At 43.3% G+C, this 26,500-nt stretch carries 26 protein-coding genes; 9 read left to right on the top strand and 17 right to left on the bottom strand.

Annotated features, from left to right (window positions below; genetic code table 11):
• Positions 1-231 precede the first annotated feature (231 nt).
• Positions 232-888, top strand: coding sequence for a molybdate ABC transporter permease subunit (gene modB / locus JJQ88_RS07775; protein ID WP_210365169.1), 657 nt, complete (start codon positions 232-234; stop codon positions 886-888).
• A 37-nt stretch (positions 889-925) separates the two neighbouring features.
• On the opposite strand, the gene JJQ88_RS07770 is transcribed toward modB, so the two are convergent.
• Complete coding sequence (locus JJQ88_RS07770; RefSeq protein WP_210365168.1) at positions 926-2,095, bottom strand: D-alanyl-D-alanine carboxypeptidase family protein; 1,170 nt, start codon at positions 2,093-2,095, stop codon at positions 926-928.
• Positions 2,096-2,696: 601 nt separating this feature from the next.
• Here JJQ88_RS07770 and JJQ88_RS07765 point away from each other — a divergent pair.
• The 4 genes from JJQ88_RS07765 (at position 2,697) to JJQ88_RS07750 (ending at position 7,358) form a co-directional block, all read left to right on the top strand.
• Positions 2,697-3,146, top strand: a complete 450-nt coding sequence (locus JJQ88_RS07765; protein ID WP_210365167.1) for a cupredoxin domain-containing protein — start codon at positions 2,697-2,699, stop codon at positions 3,144-3,146.
• A 343-nt stretch (positions 3,147-3,489) separates the two neighbouring features.
• The gene (gene pflB, locus JJQ88_RS07760; RefSeq protein ID WP_210365166.1) at positions 3,490-5,715 is read left to right on the top strand and encodes a formate C-acetyltransferase; all 2,226 of its coding nucleotides are present in this window, start codon (positions 3,490-3,492) and stop codon (positions 5,713-5,715) included.
• Positions 5,716-5,785: 70 nt separating this feature from the next.
• On the top strand, positions 5,786-6,526 hold the full coding sequence (pflA, locus tag JJQ88_RS07755; protein WP_210365165.1) for a pyruvate formate-lyase-activating protein: 741 nt from the start codon (positions 5,786-5,788) through the stop codon (positions 6,524-6,526).
• A 103-nt stretch (positions 6,527-6,629) separates the two neighbouring features.
• Positions 6,630-7,358 carry an urease accessory protein UreH domain-containing protein gene (locus JJQ88_RS07750; protein WP_210365164.1) on the top strand — a complete coding sequence of 243 codons (729 nt, stop codon included), beginning with the start codon at positions 6,630-6,632 and terminating at the stop codon, positions 7,356-7,358.
• A gap of 238 nt (positions 7,359-7,596) precedes the next feature.
• Here the strand turns inward: JJQ88_RS07750 and JJQ88_RS07745 are convergent, their stop codons facing one another.
• Entirely contained in the window at positions 7,597-7,914 is a 318-nt protein-coding gene (locus tag JJQ88_RS07745) for a hypothetical protein (RefSeq protein ID WP_210365163.1), read from the bottom strand.
• 198 nt (positions 7,915-8,112) lie between these two features.
• Between JJQ88_RS07745 and JJQ88_RS07740 the strand changes: the two genes are divergently transcribed.
• The 3 genes from JJQ88_RS07740 (at position 8,113) to abc-f (ending at position 11,281) form a co-directional block, all read left to right on the top strand.
• Positions 8,113-8,394 (top strand): hypothetical protein, encoded by a 282-nt coding sequence (locus tag JJQ88_RS07740; protein WP_210365162.1) that lies wholly within the window; start codon positions 8,113-8,115, stop codon positions 8,392-8,394.
• Between the two features lie 29 nt (positions 8,395-8,423).
• Entirely contained in the window at positions 8,424-9,224 is an 801-nt protein-coding gene (gene yidC / locus JJQ88_RS07735) for a membrane protein insertase YidC (RefSeq protein ID WP_210365161.1), read from the top strand.
• Between the two features lie 356 nt (positions 9,225-9,580).
• Entirely contained in the window at positions 9,581-11,281 is a 1,701-nt protein-coding gene (abc-f, locus tag JJQ88_RS07730; RefSeq protein WP_210365160.1) for a ribosomal protection-like ABC-F family protein, read from the top strand.
• A gap of 41 nt (positions 11,282-11,322) precedes the next feature.
• Here abc-f and JJQ88_RS07725 read toward each other — a convergent pair whose 3' ends face one another.
• The 10 genes from JJQ88_RS07725 to JJQ88_RS07680 form a co-directional block, all read right to left on the bottom strand.
• A complete protein-coding gene (locus JJQ88_RS07725; protein ID WP_210365159.1) occupies positions 11,323-11,673 on the bottom strand; it encodes a fluoride efflux transporter FluC in 351 nt (116 codons plus the stop codon).
• Positions 11,670-12,065: a fluoride efflux transporter CrcB gene (gene crcB, locus JJQ88_RS07720; protein WP_210365158.1), complete on the bottom strand. Its 396-nt coding sequence runs from the start codon at positions 12,063-12,065 to the stop codon at positions 11,670-11,672. The genes JJQ88_RS07725 and crcB overlap by 4 nt, the downstream gene beginning before the upstream one ends.
• A gap of 14 nt (positions 12,066-12,079) precedes the next feature.
• Complete coding sequence (locus JJQ88_RS07715; RefSeq protein WP_210365157.1) at positions 12,080-12,670, bottom strand: GNAT family N-acetyltransferase; 591 nt, start codon at positions 12,668-12,670, stop codon at positions 12,080-12,082.
• A gap of 104 nt (positions 12,671-12,774) precedes the next feature.
• Entirely contained in the window at positions 12,775-12,981 is a 207-nt protein-coding gene (locus tag JJQ88_RS07710; RefSeq protein WP_210365156.1) for a DUF6501 family protein, read from the bottom strand.
• A 69-nt stretch (positions 12,982-13,050) separates the two neighbouring features.
• Positions 13,051-13,254: a hypothetical protein gene (locus JJQ88_RS07705; RefSeq protein WP_210365155.1), complete on the bottom strand. Its 204-nt coding sequence runs from the start codon at positions 13,252-13,254 to the stop codon at positions 13,051-13,053.
• Positions 13,255-13,368: 114 nt separating this feature from the next.
• Positions 13,369-14,037 carry an SOS response-associated peptidase gene (locus JJQ88_RS07700; protein ID WP_210365154.1) on the bottom strand — a complete coding sequence of 223 codons (669 nt, stop codon included), beginning with the start codon at positions 14,035-14,037 and terminating at the stop codon, positions 13,369-13,371.
• A 111-nt stretch (positions 14,038-14,148) separates the two neighbouring features.
• Positions 14,149-14,406, bottom strand: a complete 258-nt coding sequence (locus tag JJQ88_RS07695) for a hypothetical protein (protein ID WP_210365153.1) — start codon at positions 14,404-14,406, stop codon at positions 14,149-14,151.
• 194 nt (positions 14,407-14,600) lie between these two features.
• The gene (locus JJQ88_RS07690) at positions 14,601-16,241 is read right to left on the bottom strand and encodes an AMP-binding protein (RefSeq protein ID WP_210365213.1); all 1,641 of its coding nucleotides are present in this window, start codon (positions 16,239-16,241) and stop codon (positions 14,601-14,603) included.
• Between the two features lie 246 nt (positions 16,242-16,487).
• Positions 16,488-17,057, bottom strand: a complete 570-nt coding sequence (locus JJQ88_RS07685; RefSeq protein WP_210365152.1) for an FAD-dependent oxidoreductase — start codon at positions 17,055-17,057, stop codon at positions 16,488-16,490.
• A gap of 245 nt (positions 17,058-17,302) precedes the next feature.
• Positions 17,303-18,436, bottom strand: a complete 1,134-nt coding sequence (locus tag JJQ88_RS07680) for an MBL fold metallo-hydrolase (RefSeq protein WP_210365151.1) — start codon at positions 18,434-18,436, stop codon at positions 17,303-17,305.
• A 278-nt stretch (positions 18,437-18,714) separates the two neighbouring features.
• Here JJQ88_RS07680 and sda point away from each other — a divergent pair, with 278 nt between their 5' ends.
• Positions 18,715-18,849, top strand: a complete 135-nt coding sequence (sda, locus tag JJQ88_RS07675) for a sporulation histidine kinase inhibitor Sda (protein ID WP_210365150.1) — start codon at positions 18,715-18,717, stop codon at positions 18,847-18,849.
• Between the two features lie 250 nt (positions 18,850-19,099).
• Here the strand turns inward: sda and odhB are convergent, their stop codons facing one another.
• The 5 genes from odhB to JJQ88_RS07650 form a co-directional block, all read right to left on the bottom strand.
• Positions 19,100-20,419 (bottom strand): 2-oxoglutarate dehydrogenase complex dihydrolipoyllysine-residue succinyltransferase, encoded by a 1,320-nt coding sequence (gene odhB, locus JJQ88_RS07670; protein WP_210365149.1) that lies wholly within the window; start codon positions 20,417-20,419, stop codon positions 19,100-19,102.
• Complete coding sequence (gene sucA / locus JJQ88_RS07665) at positions 20,406-23,261, bottom strand: 2-oxoglutarate dehydrogenase E1 component (RefSeq protein WP_210365148.1); 2,856 nt, start codon at positions 23,259-23,261, stop codon at positions 20,406-20,408. The genes odhB and sucA overlap by 14 nt, the downstream gene beginning before the upstream one ends.
• A gap of 493 nt (positions 23,262-23,754) precedes the next feature.
• On the bottom strand, positions 23,755-23,991 hold the full coding sequence (locus JJQ88_RS07660; RefSeq protein ID WP_210365147.1) for a hypothetical protein: 237 nt from the start codon (positions 23,989-23,991) through the stop codon (positions 23,755-23,757).
• Between the two features lie 152 nt (positions 23,992-24,143).
• A complete protein-coding gene (mnmH, locus tag JJQ88_RS07655) occupies positions 24,144-25,208 on the bottom strand; it encodes a tRNA 2-selenouridine(34) synthase MnmH (RefSeq protein ID WP_210365146.1) in 1,065 nt (354 codons plus the stop codon).
• 156 nt (positions 25,209-25,364) lie between these two features.
• On the bottom strand, positions 25,365-25,940 hold the full coding sequence (locus JJQ88_RS07650; protein ID WP_210365145.1) for a hypothetical protein: 576 nt from the start codon (positions 25,938-25,940) through the stop codon (positions 25,365-25,367).
• Positions 25,941-26,500: the final 560 nt, after the last annotated feature.

Below are 26,500 nucleotides of genomic sequence, written 5' to 3'. Positions count from 1 at the left end.
TGCTCCTGTTGACATCTCTGGTCCGGCTGAGAGCAGTACCGTTGAAGGAAACAGAAATTGTTATCTGCAAAAGCAAGCCTGAAAAGGGAACTTAAAGAAACTTGCAAAATTGATACGAGCATGAATCAGAAATGAATTGAAATGAAGAAGATTTTTGTTTTCTTAATGGCGAATAGGCAATAGGGAACTTTCAAAAAATACGGCTTTGAAGCAGCATTGGATTGATGATTGATGTGTAACGATTTTTGGACACCTTTAAAGCTTTCACTTGAAATTGCCACTGTTTCCGTGATCTTCGTATTGGTATTCGGGGTACTGGCAGCAAGGATTTTTTCAAGACGGCGTTTTTTCGGAAAAACTGCAGTAGAGACTATATTAACTTTGCCGCTTGTCCTGCCGCCCACGGTCGTCGGGTTTTTGCTAATCGTTTTGTTTGGCACCAATAGCCCCATTGGGAAAGCAATAGAAGCATTTTTTGGGAGTCCGATCATGTTCACTTGGTGGGCCGCTGTATTGGCTGCTGCAGTGGTAGCTTTTCCGCTGATGTACCAGTCAGCCAAGACAGGCTTCCTGTCTGTGGATGGCGGTGTCGAAGAAGCTGCAAGGGTTGATGGGGCGAATGAATGGAAAGTGTTTTTTTATGTAACGCTTCCCCTTTCAATGAAATCCTTGATAACAGGGTTGATTCTTAGTTTCGCAAGAGCTTTGGGAGAATTCGGTGCGACATTGATGTTCGCAGGGAATTTGCCCGGCCGGACACAGACGGCGCCGATGGCAATTTATGTTGCACTTGAAGCCGGAAATATGGAAATCGCCTGGTTGTGGGCCTTGTCCCTGGCAGCCATATCCTTCTTAATGCTTTATTCAACTACACTGATCAAACAGTAAAGCCATGGCATCCAGCCATGGCTTTACTGTGCGATCATCACCTGCTCCGGTATCTTCTCCCTTTCTTTTGTTTCCTGTTCAGGACCCAAAAACCTGCTGCCATCAGGAAAACTCCGCCTCCGATGACTGGGTTCATTGGCAAAATGCCATTTTGTTCCGGCTTCCGGGAAGTCTTTTTGACTTCAGATCGCTTGTTGGCGACTTCGTCAAGTTGAAGTTTTTGTATGGCTTTCCCGTTTTTACCCTTAATCGTCAGCATACCTTCGGGGCTGACCTTCCTTTCAGCTTGCACAATTGGCTCTGTAACAAAAACAGCTTGATTTGCTCTAAATTTCTTATTGGCAGTTTTGAATTCTTCTCCTTTCTTTATAATGGATGTTTTGAAATTCGCAAATCCGAAATCAAACAATTGGATTGTATCATCATAGATCTTTCTTTTGGATTCTGATTTAAGCAAAATAGCGGACAGCTTTACTTTGCCATTATCAGCAGTTGTAGCAAGGGTCTGTTTAGACTCATCAACGAAACCCGTTTTCCCGCCGGTAACTCCTTCATAAGGAATTTCACCTTTCAGTATCCGGTGGTGCGACAGTAATGTAGTGCTCCAGGATTCTCCTTGCCAATCGATTTTCTTCGTCCCGAAAATTTCACGGAACTCCTTATTTTTCATTGCGTAGTTCAAGATACGTCCTAGATCTTCTGCTGTAGTGTAATGATTTTCATTAAATAAACCATGAGGATTGGTGAAATGAGTGTTTTTTACCCCTACTTCTTTTTTTAGGAATTCGTTAACATGCTTGGAATAGCTCTCGAGGGAGCCATCCAGGTGGATCGCGATTGCCAGGGCAGCGTCATTCCCCGAATTAACCATCATCCCCAGTATGAGCTTTTTTAAAGTAACCTGCTCCCCTTGATTAAGATAAACCTTGGTGCCGTCAATCTTAGTTGCATATTCACTGATGTTGACCTGCTCATCAAGGTTCCCTTTTTCAATCGCATAAATCGCAGTGGCGATTTTAGTGAGGCTTGCCGGATACATCTTAGCATCTTCATTTTTACCGTAAAGGATTGCCCCTGACTGACTATCCATCAATACGGCTGCTTCCGAAGCAATCTGTATAGGCGTTTCATCCGCCTTGACAGGCTCGGCAAATGAATGGAATCCAATAATCAATGACATGATCAATCCCATTATGATCTTATTCATTTGTAACACATCCAATATTCTAATCTATCTTTTTATTTTAGCAAAATGATCTCCGACATTCTGTATTGTTAATTAAATTTAATAATTGTGGAATAGTCATACTTTTTTGTAAACAAATCGTCAAAACGATCCCATTTTTTAGGAGACGCAAGTGAAAAAACTTGAATGGAAAGGGTCCTCTCCCTTACCACCGCCTGAATGGGAGTGCATTACTTCAGGCGCGTTCGCCCTGCTACTTTTAACTGACTCATCCTAAAAAGCTTCCTTTCGCGAATTCCGTATCATCAATGGCACAATCTGAACTTCTTTCCTATTTCCAGATAAAAGATGTTGTAAACATTAACCCACATCCTGGATCCGTTTAAAAGGAGAAGGCGTTGAAAGAATTCCTTCCCAGTGGACTGCAGTAATACAGGCTGCTTCCTGAAAGACCTGTCTTTCCTCCCCAGTGAGTGTTCGGTCCTTGCATAGATGCAAAGCCATTTCCTTCATGAAAATGATTGAATCGATCCAAAAAAATTGAAGGAAAAATAAAATAATAGACAAGTTTCCATACCGGACTGGCATAAAAATAAGTATATGAATCGAAGGGAGTGTCTGGATGCATTTCATGGTAGTAAAAAAAAGAGGGCTATACCTTTTTGCCTTCCTCAGTCTGTTCGGCCTCATGCTTGCCCTGTGGATGATTTTTAAACCCGATTCCATCCCAGTTATTGGCCAGAACGGAGAAAAAGTGCGCGAAATCCATATGGTCACAGGGGAATTCAAGTCCTTGACTGAAAATGGGAAAGAAATCGAAGCTTATCGGTGGGATCCTGGAACAATATTTGTGGAAAAGAATGAGAAAGTACAGCTTAAAATCTTTGGAGTGAACGGAAAAGAACATCCTTTCATGATTGAAGGTACTGATATTAAGGGTACGATAAAAAAAGGCGAAGAAACAACCGTTCCGCTTCAATTCAAGGAAGAGGGCGTTTACAGACTTATTTGTCTTACCCATCCGACAGCGGAAAAAAGTGGTCCAATGATTGCTTATATTGTCGTCGATTGAACTCAGGATATAAATGCAGATTTTTTGGCGAAAAAAGAGGTTCAAAATGGTATGAGACCATTCCGAACCTCTTTTAAATTTTGTTATCCTTTGTATTTAAATTAGACACAGAAAATCCAAAACATTATAGAGACAGTGATAAACTGTTTTGGTATGATAGAGATATACTTTTATATAACAGATAGTGAATCCTATCCTACAACTATAGAACAGACCTCAATGTTTTAACCATAAAAACCACAAGTTCAACGTTTCACAAATATGTCACAGCAAATCTGTTATATTCGTAGTATGATGTAAGTGTAATAACTGTTATATTATTTTAACTTTGAGGTGAAATGAAATGGAACAATGGCGGGGTTTTAAATCTGGTGTATGGCAGGATGGAATCGATGTTCGGGATTTCATATTGAAAAACTACACTGAATATATTGGCGATTCCAGCTTTCTTACTGGTGCTACAGAGGAAACAAATATTTTATGGGAACAAGTCATGGAGTTAACAAAGCAGGAACGGGACCATGGCGGTGTCCTTGATATGGATACTAAAGTTGTGTCTACAATCACTTCCCACGGTCCCGGCTACCTGGATAAAAACAAAGAGAAGGTTGTTGGCTTCCAGACTGATAAGCCTTTCAAACGCTCCATGCAGCCTTTCGGCGGAATCAGGATGGCAAAAGCAGCGTGCGAATCTTATGGCTACCAACTGGACAAGGAAATCGAAAAGATTTTTACTGACTTCAGGAAGACCCATAACCAAGGTGTTTTCGACGTTTACACAAAAGAAATGCTAATGGCCCGTAAAGCAGGGATCATCACTGGCCTGCCTGATGCATATGGTCGCGGCCGGATCATCGGCGACTATCGTCGGGTGGCACTATATGGCGTTGATTTCCTTATGGAGCAAAAAAAGAAAGACCATGAAATGACAAGCAGCGTCATGACAGAAGATAATATCAGGCTCAGGGAGGAGATTTCAGAACAATACCGTGCTTTGAACGAACTGAAGAAGCTGGCAGAGAGCTATGGATATGACATCTCCAAGCCTGCAATGAATGCAACGGAAGCATTCCAATGGGTGTACTTCGCCTACCTTGCGGCCATTAAGGAGCAAAATGGAGCCGCGATGAGCCTTGGCCGGGTCGCAACATTCCTGGACATCTACATTGAACGTGACCTGCAAAACGGAACACTTACAGAACAGGAAGCACAAGAGCTGGTCGACCACTTTGTCATGAAGCTGCGCCTCGTAAAATTCGCGCGCACACCTGACTATAATGAGCTATTCAGCGGAGACCCTACATGGGTGACAGAATCACTCGGCGGGATGGCCCATAACGGAAAGTCTCTTGTAACAAAGAACTCCTTCCGCTTCCTGCACACTCTTGACAATCTCGGACCTGCACCGGAACCGAACCTGACAGTATTATGGTCGCCTGCACTGCCGGAAAATTTCAAGAAGTATTGTGCTGAAATGTCGATAAAAACCAGCTCAATCCAGTATGAAAATGATGACATTATGCGTCCTGAATACGGAGATGACTATGGCATCGCCTGCTGTGTTTCAGCAATGGAAATCGGCAAGCAGATGCAATTCTTTGGAGCACGGGCCAACCTTGCGAAAGCACTGCTCTATGCCATCAATGGCGGAGTTGATGAAAAGCTGAAGGTTCAGGTTGCACCTGGTTTCAAGCCAATCACATCAGAATTCCTTGATTACAAAGAGGTAATGCCCAAGTTCGATCAGATGATGGAATGGCTTGCTGGCCTCTATATCAACACATTGAACGTTATTCACTACATGCATGATAAATATAGCTACGAAAGGATTGAAATGGCACTTCATGATACCGAAGTCCTTCGCACAATGGCGACTGGAATCGCTGGATTAAGTGTCGTAGCAGACTCCTTGAGTGCAATCAAATACGGCAAAGTGAGAGTCATCCGTGATGAAGATGGAATCGCAATCGATTTTGAAACCGAAGGTGATTTCCCTAAGTACGGAAACAATGACGACCGTGTTGACAGCATTGCAGTCGAGATTGTAAAAACATTTATGAAAAAACTTCGCAAGCATCCGACTTACCGTAATTCATTGCATACGATGTCGATCTTGACTATAACTTCCAACGTCGTATACGGGAAGAAAACCGGCAATACACCAGACGGACGCCGCGCAGGAGAGCCATTTGCACCAGGCGCAAATCCTATGCATGTCCGCGATACAAAAGGAACGCTTGCTTCCCTTTCATCCGTAGCCAAGCTACCGTACAGCTATGCAATGGACGGAATTTCAAACACCTTCTCCATTGTGCCGAAAGCACTAGGAAAAGATGAAGACATCCGAATTCAAAACCTCGTTTCCATCCTTGATGGTTATGCAGTAAAATCAGGCCACCATCTGAATGTAAACGTATTTAACAGAGAGACCCTCCTGCATGCGATGGAGCATCCTGAAGAGTATCCACAGCTGACAATCCGCGTATCCGGATATGCAGTCAACTTCATCAAATTGACTCGCGAGCAGCAAATGGATGTCATCAACCGGACCTTCCATGAATCTCTGTAGGAATAATAAAGATGATGGAGTTCCCTTCCCTATCAAGGGAACTCCTTTTTAATAGAAAGGGGTAATCATCATGAACGGAAACATTCATTCTATTGAAACCTTTGGAACTGTTGACGGACCGGGAATCCGCTATGTCATTTTCACTCAAGGCTGCCTCTTGCGCTGCCAGTTTTGCCACAATGCAGACACCTGGGAAATCGGAAAAGGAAAATCAATGGCTGTTTCTGAAATCATTGATGATTTGAAATCCTATCTCCCTTTCATCCAGGCATCAGGCGGCGGGATCACGGTCAGTGGCGGTGAGCCTCTACTGCAGCTCCCTTTTCTTCTTGAATTATTCAAGGAGTGCAAAAAGCTTGGTGTCCACACAGCCATTGATTCATCTGGAGGATGCTATTCAAGCGCCCCTTTGTTTCAGGAGCAGTTGAAACAGGTTCTCGAATATACGGATTTGGTGCTTCTAGATTTGAAGCACATCGACCGAAAAAAGCATATCAATCTTACCGGAATGGCAAATGATCACATTCTTGAGTTTGCAAAATTTCTCTCGGACCAGGAAGTTCCCGTTTGGATCCGCCATGTCCTTGTACCGGGTGTGACAAACGAGGCTGCTGACCTTGGACAACTCGGAGAATTCATCAGCACTCTTGACAACGTAGAAAAAATCGAAGTTCTTCCCTACCATAAGCTTGGCGTGTATAAATGGGAAGCTCTCGGCCTTGAATACCCGCTCGATGGAGTAGAGCCTCCAAGTGATGAAGAAGTTGAAAAAGCCCTGAACATTCTCACTTCGAAAACGACAGCAAAATAAACCGGATGGCAGCAAAAGAACCTTTCTTTTGCTGTTTTTTCTGCATATATTTTCGATATTTTCCTTGTATGATGGGGGTAATTGATCGAGTGGAGGAAATTTTATGTATCACATATTCAACGAGATCAGCCGGTTTTTAAGCACCCCCTTTTTTACGCTGGTAAACCAGCTTGAGCACGTCCCAATAGCAGCAAGTTTTTTACTCGGTTTAGTCGGTGCTTTGGCTCCATGCCAGCTGACAGGTAACCTTGGTGCCATTACGTACTATGGCAATCGAAGCTTGCAAAAAACAAGCCAGTGGACAGAAATTTTCTTTTTTCTCCTTGGGAAAATCACTATATTTTCATTGCTTGGAATGAGTGTTTGGATTCTCGGACAAAGTTTTCAGGAATCCCTGCCATACGCCTTTGCCTGGTTCAGGAAGCTGATGGGGCCGCTATTTATCCTGATTGGTCTGACACTGGCTGGATTCATCGCAATGGACTGGCTCGACAAGATCACCTCTCGCCTTCCATTATGGCAAGGTACCGGTAAGCTTGGTTCTTATTTGATGGGAGTCAGCTTTTCGATCGCCTTTTGCCCAACAATGTTCACTTTGTTCTTTTTCACATTGATGCCGATTGTACTTGGAACTTCTTATGGTGCCATCCTTCCTACCATTTTCGCTATTGGTACATCTATACCAGTCCTTGGTTTTGCCTTTGCGATATCTTATCTGGGCCTTAACGGCTCTCTGATGAAAAAAGGCCGCAAGTTTGGGCTGGCCGTACAAAGAACTGCGGGTTTTGTGCTTATACTTCTTGGCATTCTCGATACCATCACTTATTTATAGGCTGGATTCCAGGCCAGACGTTTGCTTTCCGGTCACATGCCAGGGAAATGTGTCCCCATGAAGCATACGTTGGCTTTTTAGAGATTATTTTCCAATCCATTGAAACCAGAGCAATCATGGCAAGACATTGTCCCAAGGAGCCCTGTATGGATAACTTCCTCCGAAAAATCAATTAGCCATAGCAGAGCAGAAAACAAATCCATAATAGGAGCCATGGAGCATGCTCCATGGCTCTTTTTCAGGCAATATCCATCGTCTCTTTATAACCTGGTTCACAGTTGATGCACACATTCTCTTCATAATCTGTGGTATTCACATCTTCCCCATTGTATTCAATCCCGCAAAGGGAACATTCCACCATTTCTTCCCCATAATCCTCTGCGGCTTCAGGTATGGAGTCATTGACCTTAAGATCTCCTACCCAGATTCCACTGATATTCGACAGTTCATTTTTGATATATAATGCAGCTGCTTCCTCTGTTTCCCACACACCATGATCCCAAAGCATCTCGTTGGCATCACCTGAATTGATCATCAGTCCATATACTGTTTTCATGGTTGCATCCCCTTTCAGAATATCTAAAAATAGCTAACCTTTGTTTGTTTATACTTAACCATATTTTTCAAAACTGAAACCACGCCAAATAGTGGAATCAAAAAAGAGGGAACTTTGCTAGCAGTCGTTCGTATATAATTTATCGAGTATCTGGTATAATGAATCCCTCGGTGAATTCTAGTAAAAAGGGGTGCCCTCATGCTGCTTGAGCTTCTCCTGCAATCATTTGACCTGACTGCTGTTTATACAGTATACGCGACACTGCTGCTTGGTATAGCCTTTTCGGCTCTCCTTGCTCTCAAACCGGTCCCTTCAATTGCCAATTCAAGATGTTTGAGAATAAATTCAATGCCAACGAATGTCAAAAATGCATTCAAAAATGACTGCGAGCTTGGCATGAAGCTTCAGCTCCTGATTCTCAAGCGTATTAAAATAAAAATCGATCCAGGTGAGGATGCCTTTTCATTTTTCTCCAAGTAATAGAATTTTCATGAAACAGGAGGAGAAAAATGAAAAGAATATTTTTTGTGATGGTCATGCTGCTCACTCCAACATTGCTGGCTGGATGCCAGCCGCTGATTGGTGAAGACTCCTTTTTCCAGTCTGCATTCATCAATCCATTCACCTGGCTGATCCATGCTTTTGCGAATCTTACCGGCGGAAGTTTCGGGATGGCTATCATCCTGATCACCCTGTTAATCCGCTTTGCTTTGATGCCGTTAATGCTTAAGCAGTATAAGAACCAGCAGGAAATGAAGGAAAAGATGGAATTCCTTAAACCGGAAATGGATGCGATGCAAAAAAAGCTTAAAGAGACAATGGACCTCGCTGAACAGAAAAAACTCCAGCAGGAAATGTTTGGCCTTTACCAAAAGCATGGGGTTAATCCTCTATCAGCAGGCTGCCTCCCTCTGCTTGTGCAAATGCCAATATTGATGGGGTTATATTATGCCATCCGTGGTTCTACTGAAATTGCCAGCCATTCATTTTTATGGTTCAACCTTGGTGCTTCCGATATTTGGATCACTGGCGTTGCAGGTATGGTTTACTACTTGCAATTTAAGGTCACGCAGGCGAACTTGCCTGAGGAGCAGCGAAAGCAAATGCGGATGATGGGACTTTTGTCACCCATCATGATCGTTCTTTTTTCGCTGAATGCGCCTGCAGCCCTTCCGCTTTACTGGGCCGCAGGAGGAAGCTTCCTCATCCTCCAGTCATTGCTGGCGAAGAAACTATTCATGCCAGAAAAAGCTGAAAAGGGCGGCAAACAGCAACAAGGCAGCCAACTGACCAATTTCAAGAAGTCATAGTCGATGGAAATCACGTTGACAGGAGATAGATGGAAAAGATATACTTTCAATAAATAAATCCGAAAGGAATGGTAAAGAGCCAATGAAATACTAATCTTATTTTCTGCCCGATTTTTCAAATACGAAAAATGCGTAACCGGAAAATAGGATTAGTCTGTCCATTTGCCATTCCATACCATCGTTTTTTTGATCAAGAGGCAGGTATACTCTTTTGTGTTCCCTGATTTTGTCTAGATCAAAAAAATATAGCATTGGAAGCAATTACAGCACCTCTCCGGGGATACGCCCAGGGAGGTTTTTTTAATGGACAAAAAATTCACCTGAAATGTTATGACTAAATTCAAGGGGGAATGATTATGACCATTATGAAAATAAAAGGCATCCAGAAAAGCTTCAACGAAAAGAATGTGATCAAACACGCGGATATGGATATAAAGAAAAACTGCCGGATCGGACTGGTCGGCAGCAACGGAGCAGGCAAAACTACGCTTGCCAATTTACTGCATGGAACCATAACTCCTGATGCCGGAACGATCGAAACATTCAACAAGGACCTCACGATTGGGTACCTGAAGCAATCCACTGATTTCATCTTTCGCCAATCCCTCGATGAGTATCCGGCAGGCCAGGATGGTATTTTCCTCCATGCCAGCAGGCTTGGATTGGCAAAAGTTACGGCATGGGAAGCAGATCGATTCCAACATTTGAGCGGCGGAGAAAGGCTGAAGCTTGCCCTCGCGGAAATATGGTCGGGCAGACCGGACATATTGATTTTGGATGAGCCTACCAACCATCTGGACGTTCAAGGGCTTGAATGGCTGATAACCGAACTGGATAAATTCCATGGAGCCGCCCTGATTATTTCCCACGACCGGCATTTTCTGGATCAAACGGTAAGTGAGATCATTGAAATCGAAGATGGAAAAACTAGATCATTCAAAGGCAACTATTCAGACTTCCGTCAGGAGAAGGAAAAACTTCTTAAGGCACAGCAACATAAGTATGAAACACAGGAAAAATATAAAGCAAAAATCGAACAACAAATATCAACCATGAAAAATTGGTCTGAAAAAGCACATTCACAATCAACAAAGCAGGAAGGTTACAAGGAATATTACCGGGTAAAAGCAAAGAAAATGGACACCCAGGTTAAATCAAAATTAAAGCGGCTGAAGAATGAGCTGGCCAAAAGCGAAGTAACGGAGCCAAAAGAGGAAGATAAAGTCTCTTTTCAGTTTTCCGGCGGGAAGAAACGCGGAAAACAAATCATGGAAGCGAAAAATTTAGGGAAATCGTTCGGTGATCATTGTTTGTTCTCGAATAGCCATTTTTTCATGAACCATGGAGAAAGAATGGGGATGATTGGAGGAAATGGCAGCGGCAAAACCACCTTAATAAGGATGCTTCTTGGGTTAGAATCAGTAACCGAAGGATTCCTGTGGAAGAGCGAATCTCTGGAAATAGGCTATCTCAGTCAAGATGTAACAGACCTTCCCGCTGAGAAGACAATCCTTGACTATATTGACTTTCATAGCCAGGAAGAAATCAGAAGAGCACGAACTATTCTTGCGAATGCTGGCTTCACCGAAGAAAAACTGACCGCCCCTATTTCCCATTTAAGCCTTGGTGAACGGACAAGGTTTAAGCTGGTTGCCGTTCTGCTGCAGGAAATTGATTTGCTTATCCTTGACGAACCTACAAACCACCTTGACCTGGCGAGCAGGGAAAGCCTGGAATCGATTTTGATGGACTACCAGGGCTCCATCATTGTCGTTTCTCATGATGTCTATTTCATGAACAAAGTAACGGAAAAGCTGCTGGTTATTGAAGGACGCAGGATTGCGAGGAAAGAATTCGGCGCAGCCCAATATTATGACCATAAAACTGAAACGGCCAGCTTTCAGGACAAGGAAAAAGAATTAATGATTGTACAGAATGAAATAAATGCGCTCATCGGAAAACTTTCCTATCTGGATAGGAATGACCCTGAATACACAGCTGTTGACCAGGAACTATCCCTGCTGATGATCAGGAAAAACACCCTGATTGGAAAATGACAATCACATCAGAAAAACACCGTTTCCGGTGTTTTTCTGCATTAAACCGCTCTTCCCGCGGCGACTCCTGCAACTGCGCAAACTCCTCCGCCTCCATATGTAACGAAAAAATAAAAGAAGGCAGCTTTCACTTCCTTGCTTTTCAAAAGCATGAGCAAATCAACATTCAATGTAGAAAAGGTCGTAAAGGCTCCCAAAAAGCCCGTACCAGCCAACAGGTAAGCATTCCCTTCAATTCCCTTCCCTGTCAGGAAGCCTAGCAGGAAGGCACCTAACAGATTCACTGCAATCGTCGAAACAGGAACAAGCTTTGTTTTCAGCATATTTGAAACCCAAAATCTCGAAATCGCTCCTGCCAGTCCGCCTATAGCGATGATCCATATAGTGTTCATACCGCTTCCTCCCCAGCTTTTGAACTCTTCATTCCAAAGCTGTATCCGGCAGCAGCCAGCAAGAGCCCCCCGCCGGAACTCAGCAGAATATAAAGGAAGGCAGTTTCATATCTTCCTGCTTCGAGTAATTCAAAGCTTTCAAGGCTGAATGCGGAAAAGGTCGTAAAAGAACCGAGCAGGCCCTTTCCAATTCCCGATGCAATGGTCTCGTTCATCTTTTTCTGCTCGATCACCCTGCTAGTGAACCATCCAAGAATCAACGAGCCAGTCAGATTGGCTAGAAATGTTCCTAATGGAAAACTGGTATTCAGTAAATGGAAAGTATAATATCCCAGATAAAAGCGGAGCAAACTGCCAAGCATTCCTCCAAGCCCTACGCCCAAGTAAATCAATAATAAAACATCCTTTATGTTTGCTGAAATCGATTCATCTTTCCCTGCAGCATTGACTTCACTGATGGCCATTCCTCTTTTATAATGCTGAAAATCATTGTATCCCTGACAAACCCATTTGAAATGACTCGGTGTTTTCGCAAAACTCCCTCTTTTTTTGCGCCAATTCGAATAATCGCCTTCTGGGAGCGGATATTCCTCGAATCAGTACAGAACTGGACACGATTCATGCCCATTTTTTCAAAAGCATGCTGAAGCAAAAGATATTTCGCTTCGGTATTCACTGCGGTCCGCCAGTAATCGGGATGGTACCATGTCCAGCCGATCTCAAGCGTTCTATGTATTGGAGAAATATCCATGTATCTTGTACTGCCAATGAATTTGCCTGTTCTTTTATCCAGGACTGAAAATGGGACCTGGGTTCCTTTTTCCCTTTCCTCCAATGCTTTTTCCATTGTAAGCTGCATTGTGTCCTTCTTATCAATGACAGAAGATGTAAACTCCCAAATATCTGCAGAATCGGCAGCCTCCCATAACTGCGCCAGCTGATTCATTTCCATTGGTACAAGTGACACGACGGAACCTTCCAGTATCAATTTCCCCATCCCTTCCCCTCTCTCTTTCTTCTCCTATCTTACCACCACACAATCCTTTGAGAAAAGTGCCTCTCATTTTAAAAAGCTGCCAATTTTTCCTGGCAGCCTTTCTCTTAGTTGATCTCTTCAAAATATTCTTTGTAATATCCTCCGATTTTCCCGGAATTATCAACAATAAAATAAAATTCATCGGTTTCATTTTTTACATCGTATATCTTGCCTTCGGTCAGTTTGTTGTTCACAATATATTTTTTGGCATTTGTATGCACGCATTTGAGCTTCTTGATCGTTTTAAGCTGCTGCCATTTGGTGTGGATCATCTTCTGCACTTCCTTTATATCAAATTGATACTATATAGTATAAAGAAAAGGAAGCCACCTTCGCAACCACTAGCTTGCGTTAAGTTCATCCCCTGACGCCCGGAAACCAAGTACTTCTGTTTGATCAAAAGTCAGCATTTCACCAGTAATGACATTTTTAAAAGTAACATAACAAACATCACAAATGAAATCCTTGCGTACAAACTGCAAATATGAATAGCGTTCACCTTTATAGACCAAATCATAAAATCGCTCATCTGTAAATCCATTCATCTGTATTCCTTCTTTCCAGGATGTTTTCATCTTGGTGTTGGCTGTTCCATTCTATACCACCAACATGGTTTGTATTAAACATCCTGAAAAAAACATGCTTGCCTGAATGTTTGCCTATATACTGTCGATTGGTGTGATCAATCCTTTTCCTTCGTTGGTCGCCAAATTGATCGCAGTCGATATTTCATATCCTTCCATTTCCTCAGCTTCTATAGGCTGAAGTAATCGTTTCAACTCGACAACGTCATCGACTGTGCCGTCCAGCCAGAAATCATGCTTGTCTGCAGGGAGAATGACAGGCATCCTTTCATGTACTCTTTCAATAAGCCTATTTGCTTCAGTTGTGATAATCGTACATGATGTAATCCTCTTCCCTTCCTTCTGCCAATTCTCCCACAGGCCGGCAAATGCAAATGGTTGTTTGTCTTTCATTTCAAATCGATATGGCCGCTTATGATTCTCTTCTTTTTGCCACTCATAAAAACCATCTGCGAGGATGAGACAGTGGCGCTTCCTGAAGGCGTTACTGAAGCTTGATTTCCTATCGATGGTTTCTGCGCGAGCGTTAATCATTCGGAATCCTATTTTTTCATCATCTGCCCAAAAAGGGACCAACCCCCATCTCATTTGGAATCCTTCCCGATTTTTCCCTTTACTGACTACAGCCAAAATATCCTGGCCGGGAGCTATATTATATCTTGGTTCGTAATCCCTATTATATTCAAAGTTGAATTCCGCCCGCAAAGTCCCAATCGATTCAAAAAGCGAAAATCGACCACACATTGGAAATCCCTCCCTTTTCATTTATACTATTTTCCCCATTAATAAAGAGCTATAACAAAACTGGAACGAAAAAAATAAGCCTGGTCTCTCTTTCGAAACCGGCTCTTATCACTATTCAATATTCTTTCTTGTATTTTTCTTCAACACCAGATTGATTGCCACCATGAACGGTATGAAGGATGCCATGATGAATCCCAGTACATAACCTGGGAGGCTTTCCTTTAACACATGGTCACTTACGTGAATTCCAATGAATCGAATGGACACTCCGCTTCCGGACACATCCTGGAGTGCAGACCAAAGCTCGATTCCTTTTCCAAGGAACATCATACCCATAAATAGCAGCAGTAAGATCCATACCCACCGCATTCGAACATTCCCCCAGAAATCCTGCTAATTTGGAATAAGCAGATATATACACTATATTATAGGGAGATACCTTGTTAATTAATATAGTAACCAGAGAGTTGTAACAAAATGTTCAAAATGCGAGAAAATTATGTTTGTTTTTGTTGCTTGTGGCTGGATATGCACTCAAAAGTATGCATACTTCAAAAGAATAATCAAGTTTTGTTAACCTCTTCGATCGCTTCCAATGCCTTTTCCCTCAGCTTGAACTTTTGGATTTTCCCTGATGCAGTCATGGGATAGCTGTCCGTGAATTCAATATATTTCGGGATTTTATGCCTGGATATTTTCCCTTTGCAATATTCCCTTATTTCATCTGAAGAAGCGGATTCCCCATCCTTCAATATGATCCAGGCCATGACTTCTTCGCCGTACACCTTGTCAGGAATGCCGATTACCTGTACATCAAGCACCTTTGGGTGGGTATAAAGGAATTCTTCTATTTCCCTTGGATAAATGTTTTCCCCTCCCCGGATGATCATATCCTTCAATCTGCCGGTAACCCTGCAATAACCATTTTCATCCATAACAGCCAGGTCTCCTGTGTGGAGCCAGCCTTGTTCATCAATCGCTTCCATGGTTGCATCGGGATTTTTATAGTATCCTTCCATTACATGATAACCACGTGTGCATAATTCACCCTGGACCCCACGGGGAACCTCCTCCATTGTCCCTGGTTCGACGATTTTCACCTCAACAAGTGGCAAGGCTTTTCCGACTGTTTCGACTCTTAGTTCGAGAGGGTCGTCAGTCCTTGTTTGTGTTATGACTGGTGAAGATTCAGTTTGTCCATATGCAATCGTGATTTCCTTTGCTCCCATTTTTTCATTTACTGCCTTCATGACTTCAATGGGGCAATTCGATCCAGCCATGATGCCGGTCCGCAAGGAAGAGAGGTCATAGCTGGAGAAGTCAGGGTCATTAAGCTCAGCGATGAACATGGTCGGGACACCGTGAAGTGCAGTGCATTTCTCTTTTTCAACAGCCTTCAATACTGCTTTTGGGCTGAATTCCTGTACAGGAACCATCGTCGCGCCGACTGTGGCGCATGCCAGCGTACCCATAACACAGCCAAAGCAATGGAAAAATGGCACAGGAATACACAGACGGTCTCCTTTCCTCAATTTCATCGCAAGCGCAACGTTATAAGCATTGTTGACAATATTGTTATGTGTCAGCATAACGCCTTTTGGAAACCCTGTCGTTCCAGAAGTATATTGCATATTGATGACCTCATCTGGTTCGAGCATTGAGATTCGTCGATCCAATTCCTCTTCTGTCACCTTTTTGGCCATCTCCATAACATCATGCCAGTTATAAGCGCCAGGGTATTTCTTTTCCCCAAGGACAATCACATTTTTCAGGAAAGGAAGAGTGTCGCTTTCAACTTTTCCTGGTTCCGCACTACGAAGTTCAGGGACGATTTCATACAGCATATCAATGTATGAGGAATCTTTATATTGTTCCATCAAGATAATCGTCGTTGAGTCAGACTGCTTTAGCAAATACTCCAATTCTGTTGTCCGATAATTCGTATTTACCGTTACCAGTACAGCTCCCATCTTACCTGTTGCAAATTGGGCTATTACCCATTCGGGAGTATTGGAAGACCATATAGCGACATTTTCTCCCTTTTGAATTCCTAGTCCCATCAATCCCCTGGCAGCAATCCTGCAAACCTCATTGAACTCCCGATAACTCATCCTTAAATTCCGATCAGGGTACACCAAGGCTTCCAGTTCAGGATACTCCTTCGCCCTTTCTTCCAATAATGAACCAACTGTATACGGCAGCAAACTATCCATCGAATACCTCCTTGATTACTAAAATGCAAGCGCTTCCTAAATGATATAATACATATGTTTGAATATTCAATATTTTTAAAATGTATTCCTGCTTTTTTTTCTGAAAAAATGCTATCTACAGAATATTCTGGCGTGCATTGCACCGCGCAGCTAGGAACAAGCAGCAAAATTCCTGTCCTACCCGCTGGACTGCGACATCTATATCAAAATAAAAAAAGCAGGTTTCCCTGCTTTCCATCACTTATCATGCCACATATAAGAAGTTCCTGTTTCTTTTGAAACAATCGCAATCCCAATCTGTGCACCGTGTCCTGCTGCGATGACAGACTGGCTTGACACCCCTGAAAGAAGGCTTGTGATATACAGATTCGGTATCGAAGTTGCTCCGTCTTGTCTGACCCCGAGAACCTTCTTTATTTTTCCGCTTGGAACTTTTTCGTTCACAACAAGCTCGAAGCCTAAGTCCTCAAGCAAGGATGTCTGCAAATTCGTGGCGATAATCAGATACTTAGTTTCGATATCTCTTCCGTCCCCAAGCTGGACTGTGAATCCACCTTGGGACGGCTTAATCTTTTCTGCTGTCCCTTCGATCCAAACACTCCCGGAAGCGATTGCCTGTTCTTTGATCGTTTCCAGAAGTACTGGCCCGGGTATCTCCTTAATGCCAGGGTAATTATAAAGTTTGGAAACCTGCTTGATTTGTGATTTTCCTGCATCAACTACATTCGTTGTTAATCCACCCTGGGCGGAGTAAATTGCAGCAGATCCTCCTGAGAGTCCACCGCCAATCACCAAAACATCAACCATTTCGATAGCCTCCTGCTTTTAAAAGAGCTTTGATATCAGATAAATGACTCCTGCCAGGAGCCAAATGTACGTGGCAGGTCATATGGGCGGAAAACCTGCAGACTTTCCGTTATCCTGCTCATCCGTACGCTTCGGTCCGATTCCTCAGGTTCCTCCTGCGCAGTGTTTATTTTTTGGTTCCTCATTCATTTTTTTCACCTCATAAGCAAATAGAGGAAAGCGACGCTCTCCCCTATTTATTTCATTTAATGTGTGTGGTGGACCGCACAACGGTTGGGGCCAATTTCCAGTTCCAGCGCTTCCTCTATTGTGACTTCCTTGACACCACGGTTTATTGCGACAATGTCCTCAAAGTTTGGCGGTGTTTCGCTTGATGCAGATTGGGCAACATGGTCAACGAATTCCTCGATGGATTTGCCTTCCATCATGTCGTTTTGCTTTCTGATAGTACCAAGCTGGCTGCCAATGTAACCTTCGCTGTTGACTTCGTCAGCAAAGCTTGCATAATGCCCAGGCAATACAATGACATCATCCGCGATCTTCGAAACTTTGCTATACACTGTTTCATACAAATCCTTTGCCCACTCCGCAGCTTTCCCTCCAAGATCTGGACGTCCAAGCCCGTTCACAAAAATAGTATCTCCTGAGAATAAAAGCTTATTATTCACGAAGAAGGAAACACTGCCAGGGGTATGTCCCGGAGTTTTGACTGCCAAAACTTCAAGAGTAACATTCTCGAATTCAATTTTATCATGCTCTTCCAAAGCTTGAAAGTCAAAGACTGCTCCTTCACTCTTCATCAAGTAATATTTTGCGCCCGTAAGTTCGGCAAGCTGCTTGCCGCCTGACAGATGGTCAGCATGCAAATGAGAGTCCACGATGTGAGTTATTTTCACGTTTTCTCTTTCCGCAACTTTCTGGTATTGATCAACGAATCTTGAAGGGTCGACAACGAGCGCTTCATTTTCGGAAAGTACCATATAAGAAAGGCATCCCTTGCCGACGCGGATGAATTGCAATACCCTTATTTCTTCATCCTTGTATACTTCAACTGGATACAAATATTCGCTCCATGCTTTCATTCCACCTGACAGATAAGAAACATCCAGTCCTGCATCTGAAAGCATCTCGGCTACCATCATAGATGATCCTTCTTTCGCACAGATAACAACAATATCTTTATCTTCTGGCAGCTGGTCCATCACTTCCTCAACGCCATCAATCAATTCGAAATAAGGGATGTTCAAATAACTGATATTTTCTCCCTCTACCTTCCAGTCTTCGAAATCCTTTACATTTCTTACATCAAAAATGAAGAATTCCTTCTTACCCACAACCCATTCATTTAATTTTTCTGCTGTGATTGCTTGAATTGACATGTACGTTCCTCCCTAAGTGTATTAAAATGATTGGGATTCCATCTCACCGGAATACCCTCATGGGTATATAATAAATCGTTTATCAAATAAATGCAAGCTTTTTTTCTTTTATATGTTATTAATGGTGATAAAGGGCCGGCAACTCCAAACTGACATGAAAAAATTTCTAATAAAAAAGTGTCATTATGGGTTTTCAAATCTTCAATTAACCTTTACAATGAATTAAACTATATTTATAGTTTGAAAATTCATACCATTCTTACCGAGGAGGAATGCAAATGAAAATTATGAGCAATGAACAGTTGGTGGTCTCGTATCGTGATGCATTGAAGTCGGAACAAGACAAAGAATGGGCAAAAATTTTAAAAACGGAAATCTCCAAAAGAGGACTGAAAGCAATTAAAACCCGTTAATGAAGGATTATGGCTGCTGTAGAATAGCGAAGGCGCTATGACTGCCCTTCCAATCGATGACAAGAGTGCCGCCCCGGCTCCTGCTGCAACACGGCGCGAAAACCTCACGCCCTTCAAAGGCCTGACCAGGTGAAGGCCCTGTGGTGGACCGAAGTGATCTCAAGGGTTAGGCGCTGAAGCTGTAGCTGAAAATTGATTCTCTTATTTCTTGGGTAAAAAAAATGAACCGCCGAAATCGGCGGTTCATTTTTTATCCCTGCAACAGAAGCTGTTCTGGATCTTCGATCAATTCTTTGATTCTTTTCAGGAAAGTGACGGCTTCCTTGCCATCTACAATCCTGTGATCGTATGATAGGGCAATGTACATCATTGGACGGTTTTCCATCCTTTCCTTATCGATCGCGACAGGACGGATCTGGATGGTATGCATGCCAAGAATGCCCACTTGCGGACCATTTATAATTGGAGTCGATAACAGTGATCCGAATACCCCTCCGTTTGTGATTGTAAAGCTTCCTCCTTGCAAATCCTTCAATGACAGCTTGTTCGTACGCGCTTTCTCTGCCAGTTCATTTATATCGCCTTCGATTTCCGCGAAATTTTTCCTGTCTGCATCCCTGATGACAGGTACGACCAGACCTTCATCTGCAGCGACAGCGATGCCAATGTCATAGTATTTTTTGAGAACAATCTCATTCCCCTGGATTTCTGCATTTAGAAATGGCGATGATTTCAATGCCGCAACAACAGCTTTAGTGAAGAAGGACATAAAACCAAGACGTACATCGTTCTCTTCATAAAAACGATCTTTCCACTTTTTCCTCAACTCCATCACTGCAGTCATATCGACTTCGTTGAAGGTTGTCAGCATCGCAGCTGTCTGCTGTACTTCTACAAGCCTGTTTGCGATCGTTTGGCGTCTTCTTGACATCTTAATCCGCTCTGTCGGTTTGCTGCTGTCAGCATTCACTGCTGGCGCCTGTTTAGCCGGAGTCACCGTCTCTTTATTTGGTTTTTTCCCGGATTCCTGGTTTGGGTTGAATGATTCGACATCCTGTCTCCTGACCCTGCCCAGCGGATCTCCAGAAGGGACCTTGCTCAAATCGATTCCTTTTTCCCTCGCCAATTTCCTTGCAGCTGGGGAAGCAATGACCCTCTCGCCAGCAGAATCAGCACTCTGATTTTCACTAGGAGTATCATTAGAATCATTCTGGCTTGGTTTATCCTGCCCTGCAGCCTCCTTATTCTCAGGCTCTTCGTCAGGGGATTCTGTATTTTTCCCGGTTTTTGCAGGCTGGCCACCTTGGGCTCCCTGCTCTTCTTGTGACGGGGCTACAGAATCTCCGACAACCGCAATGGTTTCACCTACTTTAACAGTATCGCCTTCCTCTGCCATGAGCTCGGTCAGGGTGCCATCGTAATCGGAAATGATTTCGACATTGACTTTGTCCGTTTCCAATTCAACGATATATTCACCCTTCTGTACTTGATCACCCTTCTTTTTCAGCCACTGGGCAATGGTCCCCTCCGTGATGGATTCAGCCAGTTCTGGTACTTTAATGTCTGCCACTTTCGACTCCTCCTCCGTTCCTGTTCGTCAAAGCATCTGCTACGATTCTTGCCTGCTCCATTTTATGGGTATTCGGGTCTCCCTCTGCAGGGCTTGATCTCCTTCTTCTTCCAATATAAGACACTTGCATTCCATTTGGAGCAGCTTTATTGATCCTAGGTTCGACAAATGTCCATGCTCCCATATTTTTTGGTTCTTCCTGAACCCAGACGATTTCTGATAAATTTGGATAGCGACTTAGTTTTTCCCTTAATAATTCCAATGGGAATGGATAAATCTCCTCGATTCTCAATATATGGAGCCATTGGTGTGAGTCAGGGTCGATTTTTTCTGCAAGATCAATTCCGATTTTTCCTGAACACAAAATAACCCTCTTCACCTTTTCAGGGTCCTGTCCTGTCCCAGGCTGTTCATATATACACTTAAAGCTGCCTTTGGCCAGCTGTTCTGGCTCAGCGGCTACAAGTGGATTCCTCAACAGGCTTTTTGGCGTCATAAGTACCAGCGGTCGCACTGCCTCCTGCTGCAGGATTGCCGCCTGCCTCCTAAGTATGTGGAAATATTGTGCCGCTGAAGAAAGATTGGCCACTGTCCAGTTATTCTCGGCCGCAAGCGTCAGGAATCTTTCGACCCGGCCGCTTGAATGTTCAGGTCCCTGCCCTTCATATCCGTGAGGCAGTAACATGACAAGACCAGATTTTTGGCCCCATTTGGCCCTTCCCGCCGCTACAAACTGGTCGAATAATACCTGGGCTGCGTTTGCAAAATCTCCATATTGCGCCTCCCAAAGGACAAGGGTTTCAGGGGCAAAAACATTATAACCGTACTCGAATCCTACAACAGCAGCTTCTGAAAGAGGGCTGTTGTGAATGGAAAAGGAAGCCTTGGCATCCGGTAAGGCATGAAGCGGCGAATATTGGTCACCATTCTCGCTGTCATGAAGCACAAGATTTCTTTGAGCGAAGGTACCGCGTTCTGAATCCTGCCCGGTCAGGCGGATTGGGGTGCCATCCTTAATGATCGAGGCAAATGCCAGTGTTTCCGCAAGTCCCCAATCAATTTTTCCATTTTCATTGAAAGCTTCCTTCCGGCGCTGCAAAATTTTCGCAAGCTTGCCAAATACATTGAACCCCTCAGGCCACTTCAACAAGTCCTCGTTGATTTTCTTCAGGCTTTGTAATGGGACTCCTGTTTCAATGACTGGAATTCCCATCTCTACTTCTTCAGGAATTTCCGGTTCCGCTCTAACTTCCTTTTCCGCCTTCGGAACCATTTCATATGCTTCTGTCAATTTTCTATTGATTTTCTTTTCAATTTCTTTCTTTTCCTCTTCCGTCAAAAATCCTTCCTTAAGAAGTTTTTCTCCGTAAATTGTTTTAATCGTAGGATGGTGATTGACGAGCTTATACATCTTAGGGTTGGTCGTCATCGGTTCATCCATCTCATTATGCCCATATCGGCGGTACCCGACTAAATCGATCAAAAAGTCCTTGTCGAATTTCTCACGGTATTCAAACGCCAGTTTCGCCGCCATCAGGCATGCTTCCGGGTCATCAGCATTCACTCGGACAATCGGAATTTCATATCCCTTGGCCAGGTCGCTCGCATACCGGGTGGAACGGGAATCAGCAGATTCTGTTGTAAAGCCAATTGTATTATTGGCAATTACATGGATTGTTCCGCCAGTCCTGTATCCTTTCAGCCTGCTAAGATTCAATGTTTCAGCAACTATTCCCTGCCCAGGGAAAGCCGCATCGCCATGGATCAGGATAGAAAGAGCCTTTACCACATCCTGTTTCGCGTAACCTGGCTCACTACGGTCATCCTGAGCAGCACGGGTAAAGCCCTCGACAACAGCCCCAGCAAATTCAAGGTGACTTGGGTTATTCGCAAGCGTCAGCCTTGCGTTCGCTGTACTTTCAGACTTAATCTTCCGGTCCAGTCCAAGATGGTACTTCACATCTCCGGTCCACCCAAAATTGATCCCGATAGAACCTTCCGATGGGACAAGTTCTTTATTAGGCGCATGCTGAAATTCAGCGAAGATCATTTCATATGGCTTTCCTAGAACATGGGCAAGAACATTAAGCCTTCCTCTGTGAGCCATACCGATATTTATGGTTTCAACCCCGACTTTTACCGCATCCGAAACGACCTTGTCCAATAGAGGTACCATGGCATCAAGCCCTTCGATTGAAAAACGTTTCTGCCCCACAAAAGTCCTGTGAAGGAATTTCTCAAAGTCCTCTACTTCTGACAGGCGTTCAAAAAGAGCAATTTTCTTTTTCTTTTCCAGCTTTGGTATCAGCTTCCCTGATTCCACCTGTTCAATCAGCCAATCTTTCTCAGCTGCTTCGCTGACATGATGGAATTCATAAGTCATCGTGTCGGAATATACACTTTTCAAATAGTCCACTGCTTCTTTCCCGTCAGTGACCGATGATGGTGCATCAGGACAGAGGAGTCTGGCCGGAATGGCTTTTAAATCTTCATCTGTCAGTCCCCATTCATCATAAGAACCAATGACATCTACCTGGGTTTTAAAGTTAATCGGATAGATTTTGGCATGCTGATGGCCATAAGAACGGATGAAGTCTGCGAGCTTCAACGCAGAGGCAAGTTTCTCAGGAGCTAAACCTCCTCCTTTTGATTGCAGTTTGTCCTGGGACACAGCAGTCTGAAGTCCTGCCTGATTTTCCCTCTGCCCAAAATATTCCCTAAGATCTTGTTCCACCGATTCTGGATTTTCCAGATACTTTTCATACTGTTCTTCAATATAGCCCTGGTTTGGGCCATGGAAATCCGGCCATACGGAAAAATTTCCGTCTGATGGCTTGTTCATTTATAAACCTCCTTACATGATCATCTGCTCCTGAAAAGGAACATTTCCAACCCGATTAAAGAATAATAATATTTTTCAGTTTAAAACCATTTTCAGTCTTTAGTTTAACATTTTATTTCTTGTTAACCAAAGGTTTTGACTGTCGTGATAGTGTTAACTTAACCGAGAGGATTTCTTATATTAATAAAGTATCCAATAACATGCAAAAAAATAAAAAAACTGACATGCATCGCTTTTCACGAGGCAGGCCGCTTTGCAGAGGACTTAGAATACCTTAATGCAACTTCCATTCCCATTATTTAAAAAAATAAACCATTTTAGAAGTTAAGACCTGAAAGAGGGAAAAAACCCCTTATTATTCCGCTGATTCGATGGAATGGAAGAATGCGAAAGGATTTCAAACGGCGCTGGCTCATTGAACAAATGCAGCATATGCCTAGGTGCAGAACTTTCCATTCAGCAAAAAAGCCGGGGGGACCCGGCTTGGAAATCTTTAAAGGTTCATTAATGTTTCATACAGATTCTTAGGTGCGAACTGATTGTTTCTTTTCTCAATTTGGCTCGTTTCAATCAGCTCGGCCGGTTCAACAGGCAGATCAATATGGTCACATGTGATATGCTTTTGGAATCTCGCGCCTGAAACAAAAACATCAATCCCATCGTTTGTTGGGAAACCGACATTTTCTTCATGGGCCGAGAAACGGTGATGACAACTTTTTGAATTGCGCATACTTCCTCCTCCTGTTTCAAATAACATCCTTTTTCTCATTATAAGTTAAATATTCGGAATTTTCTGTGTCTAATTTTAGACATTTTTATTCATAGCAAAAAGGGAAGCATGTAATATGCCTTCCCTTTTACATTACCTGTTTTTCAAATGAGTTAAACCGAGGGCAGGTCTGAAAAAACCTTTTTTAATTCCTTTTCCAGATTGGTTCCCACATCAGGGTGATCGCCATCGAGATGTATTAAATTGCCCTGGTAATCTTGCAGTGAATGTTTGTAGCGGGGATCATAGTAATGGACCAGCAATAACTCGATAACCTTTTCATAATCCTCTTTATCAAGTGCATTCCCTAGTATCTCCGCAGCATCCTGATTCTTGATTCTTTTTAGCAGCTTGGATACTTTATCTCGAACTTCTTCTTTGAACCAGTTTTCAGCTGAATAAGGGGCAACGTATTCATTAAATATCCGCTCGACTCTTTTCGGGATTGAGCTTGTTATGAGAAAGTGGACACCGTTGACTTTTTTCTCAAGGAGTTCTTCAGGCTGGGCAGCCCGTCCAATCCGTTTACTTTCCGCCTCCATAAGGAAATAAGGAGAACCCTCGATTTCCTTCAGGCGATCAAATAGCAATGCATCGAACGTTTTTTGGTTATGGCCCTCTCCCATCCCAATCATGCCAAAGATGGAACCTCGATGATTGGCCATCTTTTCAAGGTCCAAAACAGGGTAGCCTTTATCCTGCAATCTCTTTAAAATATCTGTCTTGCCGGTTCCAGTCATGCCATGCAGGACGACTGCTTTTTCAGGAAGCAGCCTGGGAATCCTTTCAAGGATATACTCCCTGTATGCTCGATAGCCGCCTTCAAGCCTGTATACAGCGATGCCGGAGTAGTCCAGGAAGGAGGCAACGGATTTGCTCCTCATCCCGCCTCTCCAGCAATGGATGACTGGTTCTGATCCGCTTTTCTTCAAATCTCTTATTTCGCTTAACATTTTTGGAAGCTTTGGGGAGACAATTTCCATCGCCCTCCACTTCGCTGCTTCTTCTCCGGATTCCTTGTAAATAATTCCAATTTCTTTCCGTTCATCATCTGTGAACAAAGGGATATTGACCGACCCGGGAATAGCAGCTTCTTTATGCTCGATTGGGGCCCGTACATCAACGGGTATATAATGGTTGTTGGAGTTAATAAGTTCCTGGATTGATATGTCCTTCATTTTCCTGATTGACCTCCATGGTCAGTGTATTGACTCTTCTTTCTAAATATTTTAACGAAAAAAGAATGGATATTCACTAATCTTGACCTTTATCCTTCCTATCCTATCATAAAATTGGAGAAATAAAAAATGACTGAAGATATTGACTCCAGTCAATCATGAAATGTTTTTTCCAATCAAAGAACTGATTGAGCGCAAAAACTTCCCCCATTCCTTAGGAAAGGTATCCAGACCCCCACGTTCATATATTTCCCCTTTCGTCTCCAGCTTCACAAACCAGCTTGTGCCGTCAACAATAATTCCTTCACCCTGATAATCTTCTTTCCAGTCCCAAATATTCAAAGCATAGAGCTTCTTTTTAAAGTTTTCTACACTCCCAGGGAGGTGATCGAGTAAGATTGGGCGGAGAGCTGGTGAATCAAGGTGCCATTCAAAATATGTGAAACGTTTTTTCACAAAATCTATGTAGACCCTTAGTTCAGGCCCAGGATATCCGTGGAGGACGACAGTCAGCTTTACCGGTTCTTTTTCCGGCCTGATCGACACTAGACCATCTTTCATTAGGAATATTTCATTTTTACTTGTGATTAATGACTTTATATAAGAATATTCGATTGCATGCAGATTTTTTAGCGTGTTTGAAGATCGCATATTGATTTCCCGGCAAATAAGAGGAATCGTGGCCGTGCCCTTCTCTTCCAGAATATCGAGAATCTCTTCGTACATTTTCATCCCGTTCATCTTCCTTTTGGCTGAATCTTTTCTATTTTTCTTTTATGGATCATTATAGTCTTCCAGATTTTTAGGTCTCAGTTTAAATAAAGTATATACAATAAATACGCTGTCACACTGTAACAATTAGCACGGTTTTCAAAATATATCTCGACATTCTATAACAATGTTTTTAAATTTTAAATATATCTGATAATTCCAGCCTTTCTTCACGATTCCTCGTTCTTCCCTCCCTTGAACGGCCTAAGGACACTCCCTTTTCGGGGCACAGTGAGCAGTGAAAGGTAACGCTAGAGCGGAATGCACTCCCTTTGGAGGCGCGGGGAGCAGCAAAAGGTAACGCTAGAGCAGGATGCACTCCCTTTGGAGGCGCGGGGAGCAGTGAAAGGTAACGCAAGAGCGAAATGCACTCCCTTTGGAGGCGCGGGGAGCAGTGAAAGGTAACGCAAGAGCGAAATGCACTCCCTTTTGGGGCACAGTGAGCAGTGAAAGGTAACGCAAAAGCGGGATGCACTCCCTTTGGGGGCTCAATGAGCAGCAAAAGGTAACGCATGAGCTGA

Origin of the sequence: Bacillus sp. REN3 (assembly GCF_017912555.1) — a bacterium.
Classification (GTDB): Bacteria; Bacillota; Bacilli; order Bacillales; family Cytobacillaceae; genus Mesobacillus.
The sequence above is the reverse complement of the archived record's forward strand: the minus strand, read 5'-3'. Positions and strand labels throughout refer to the sequence as shown.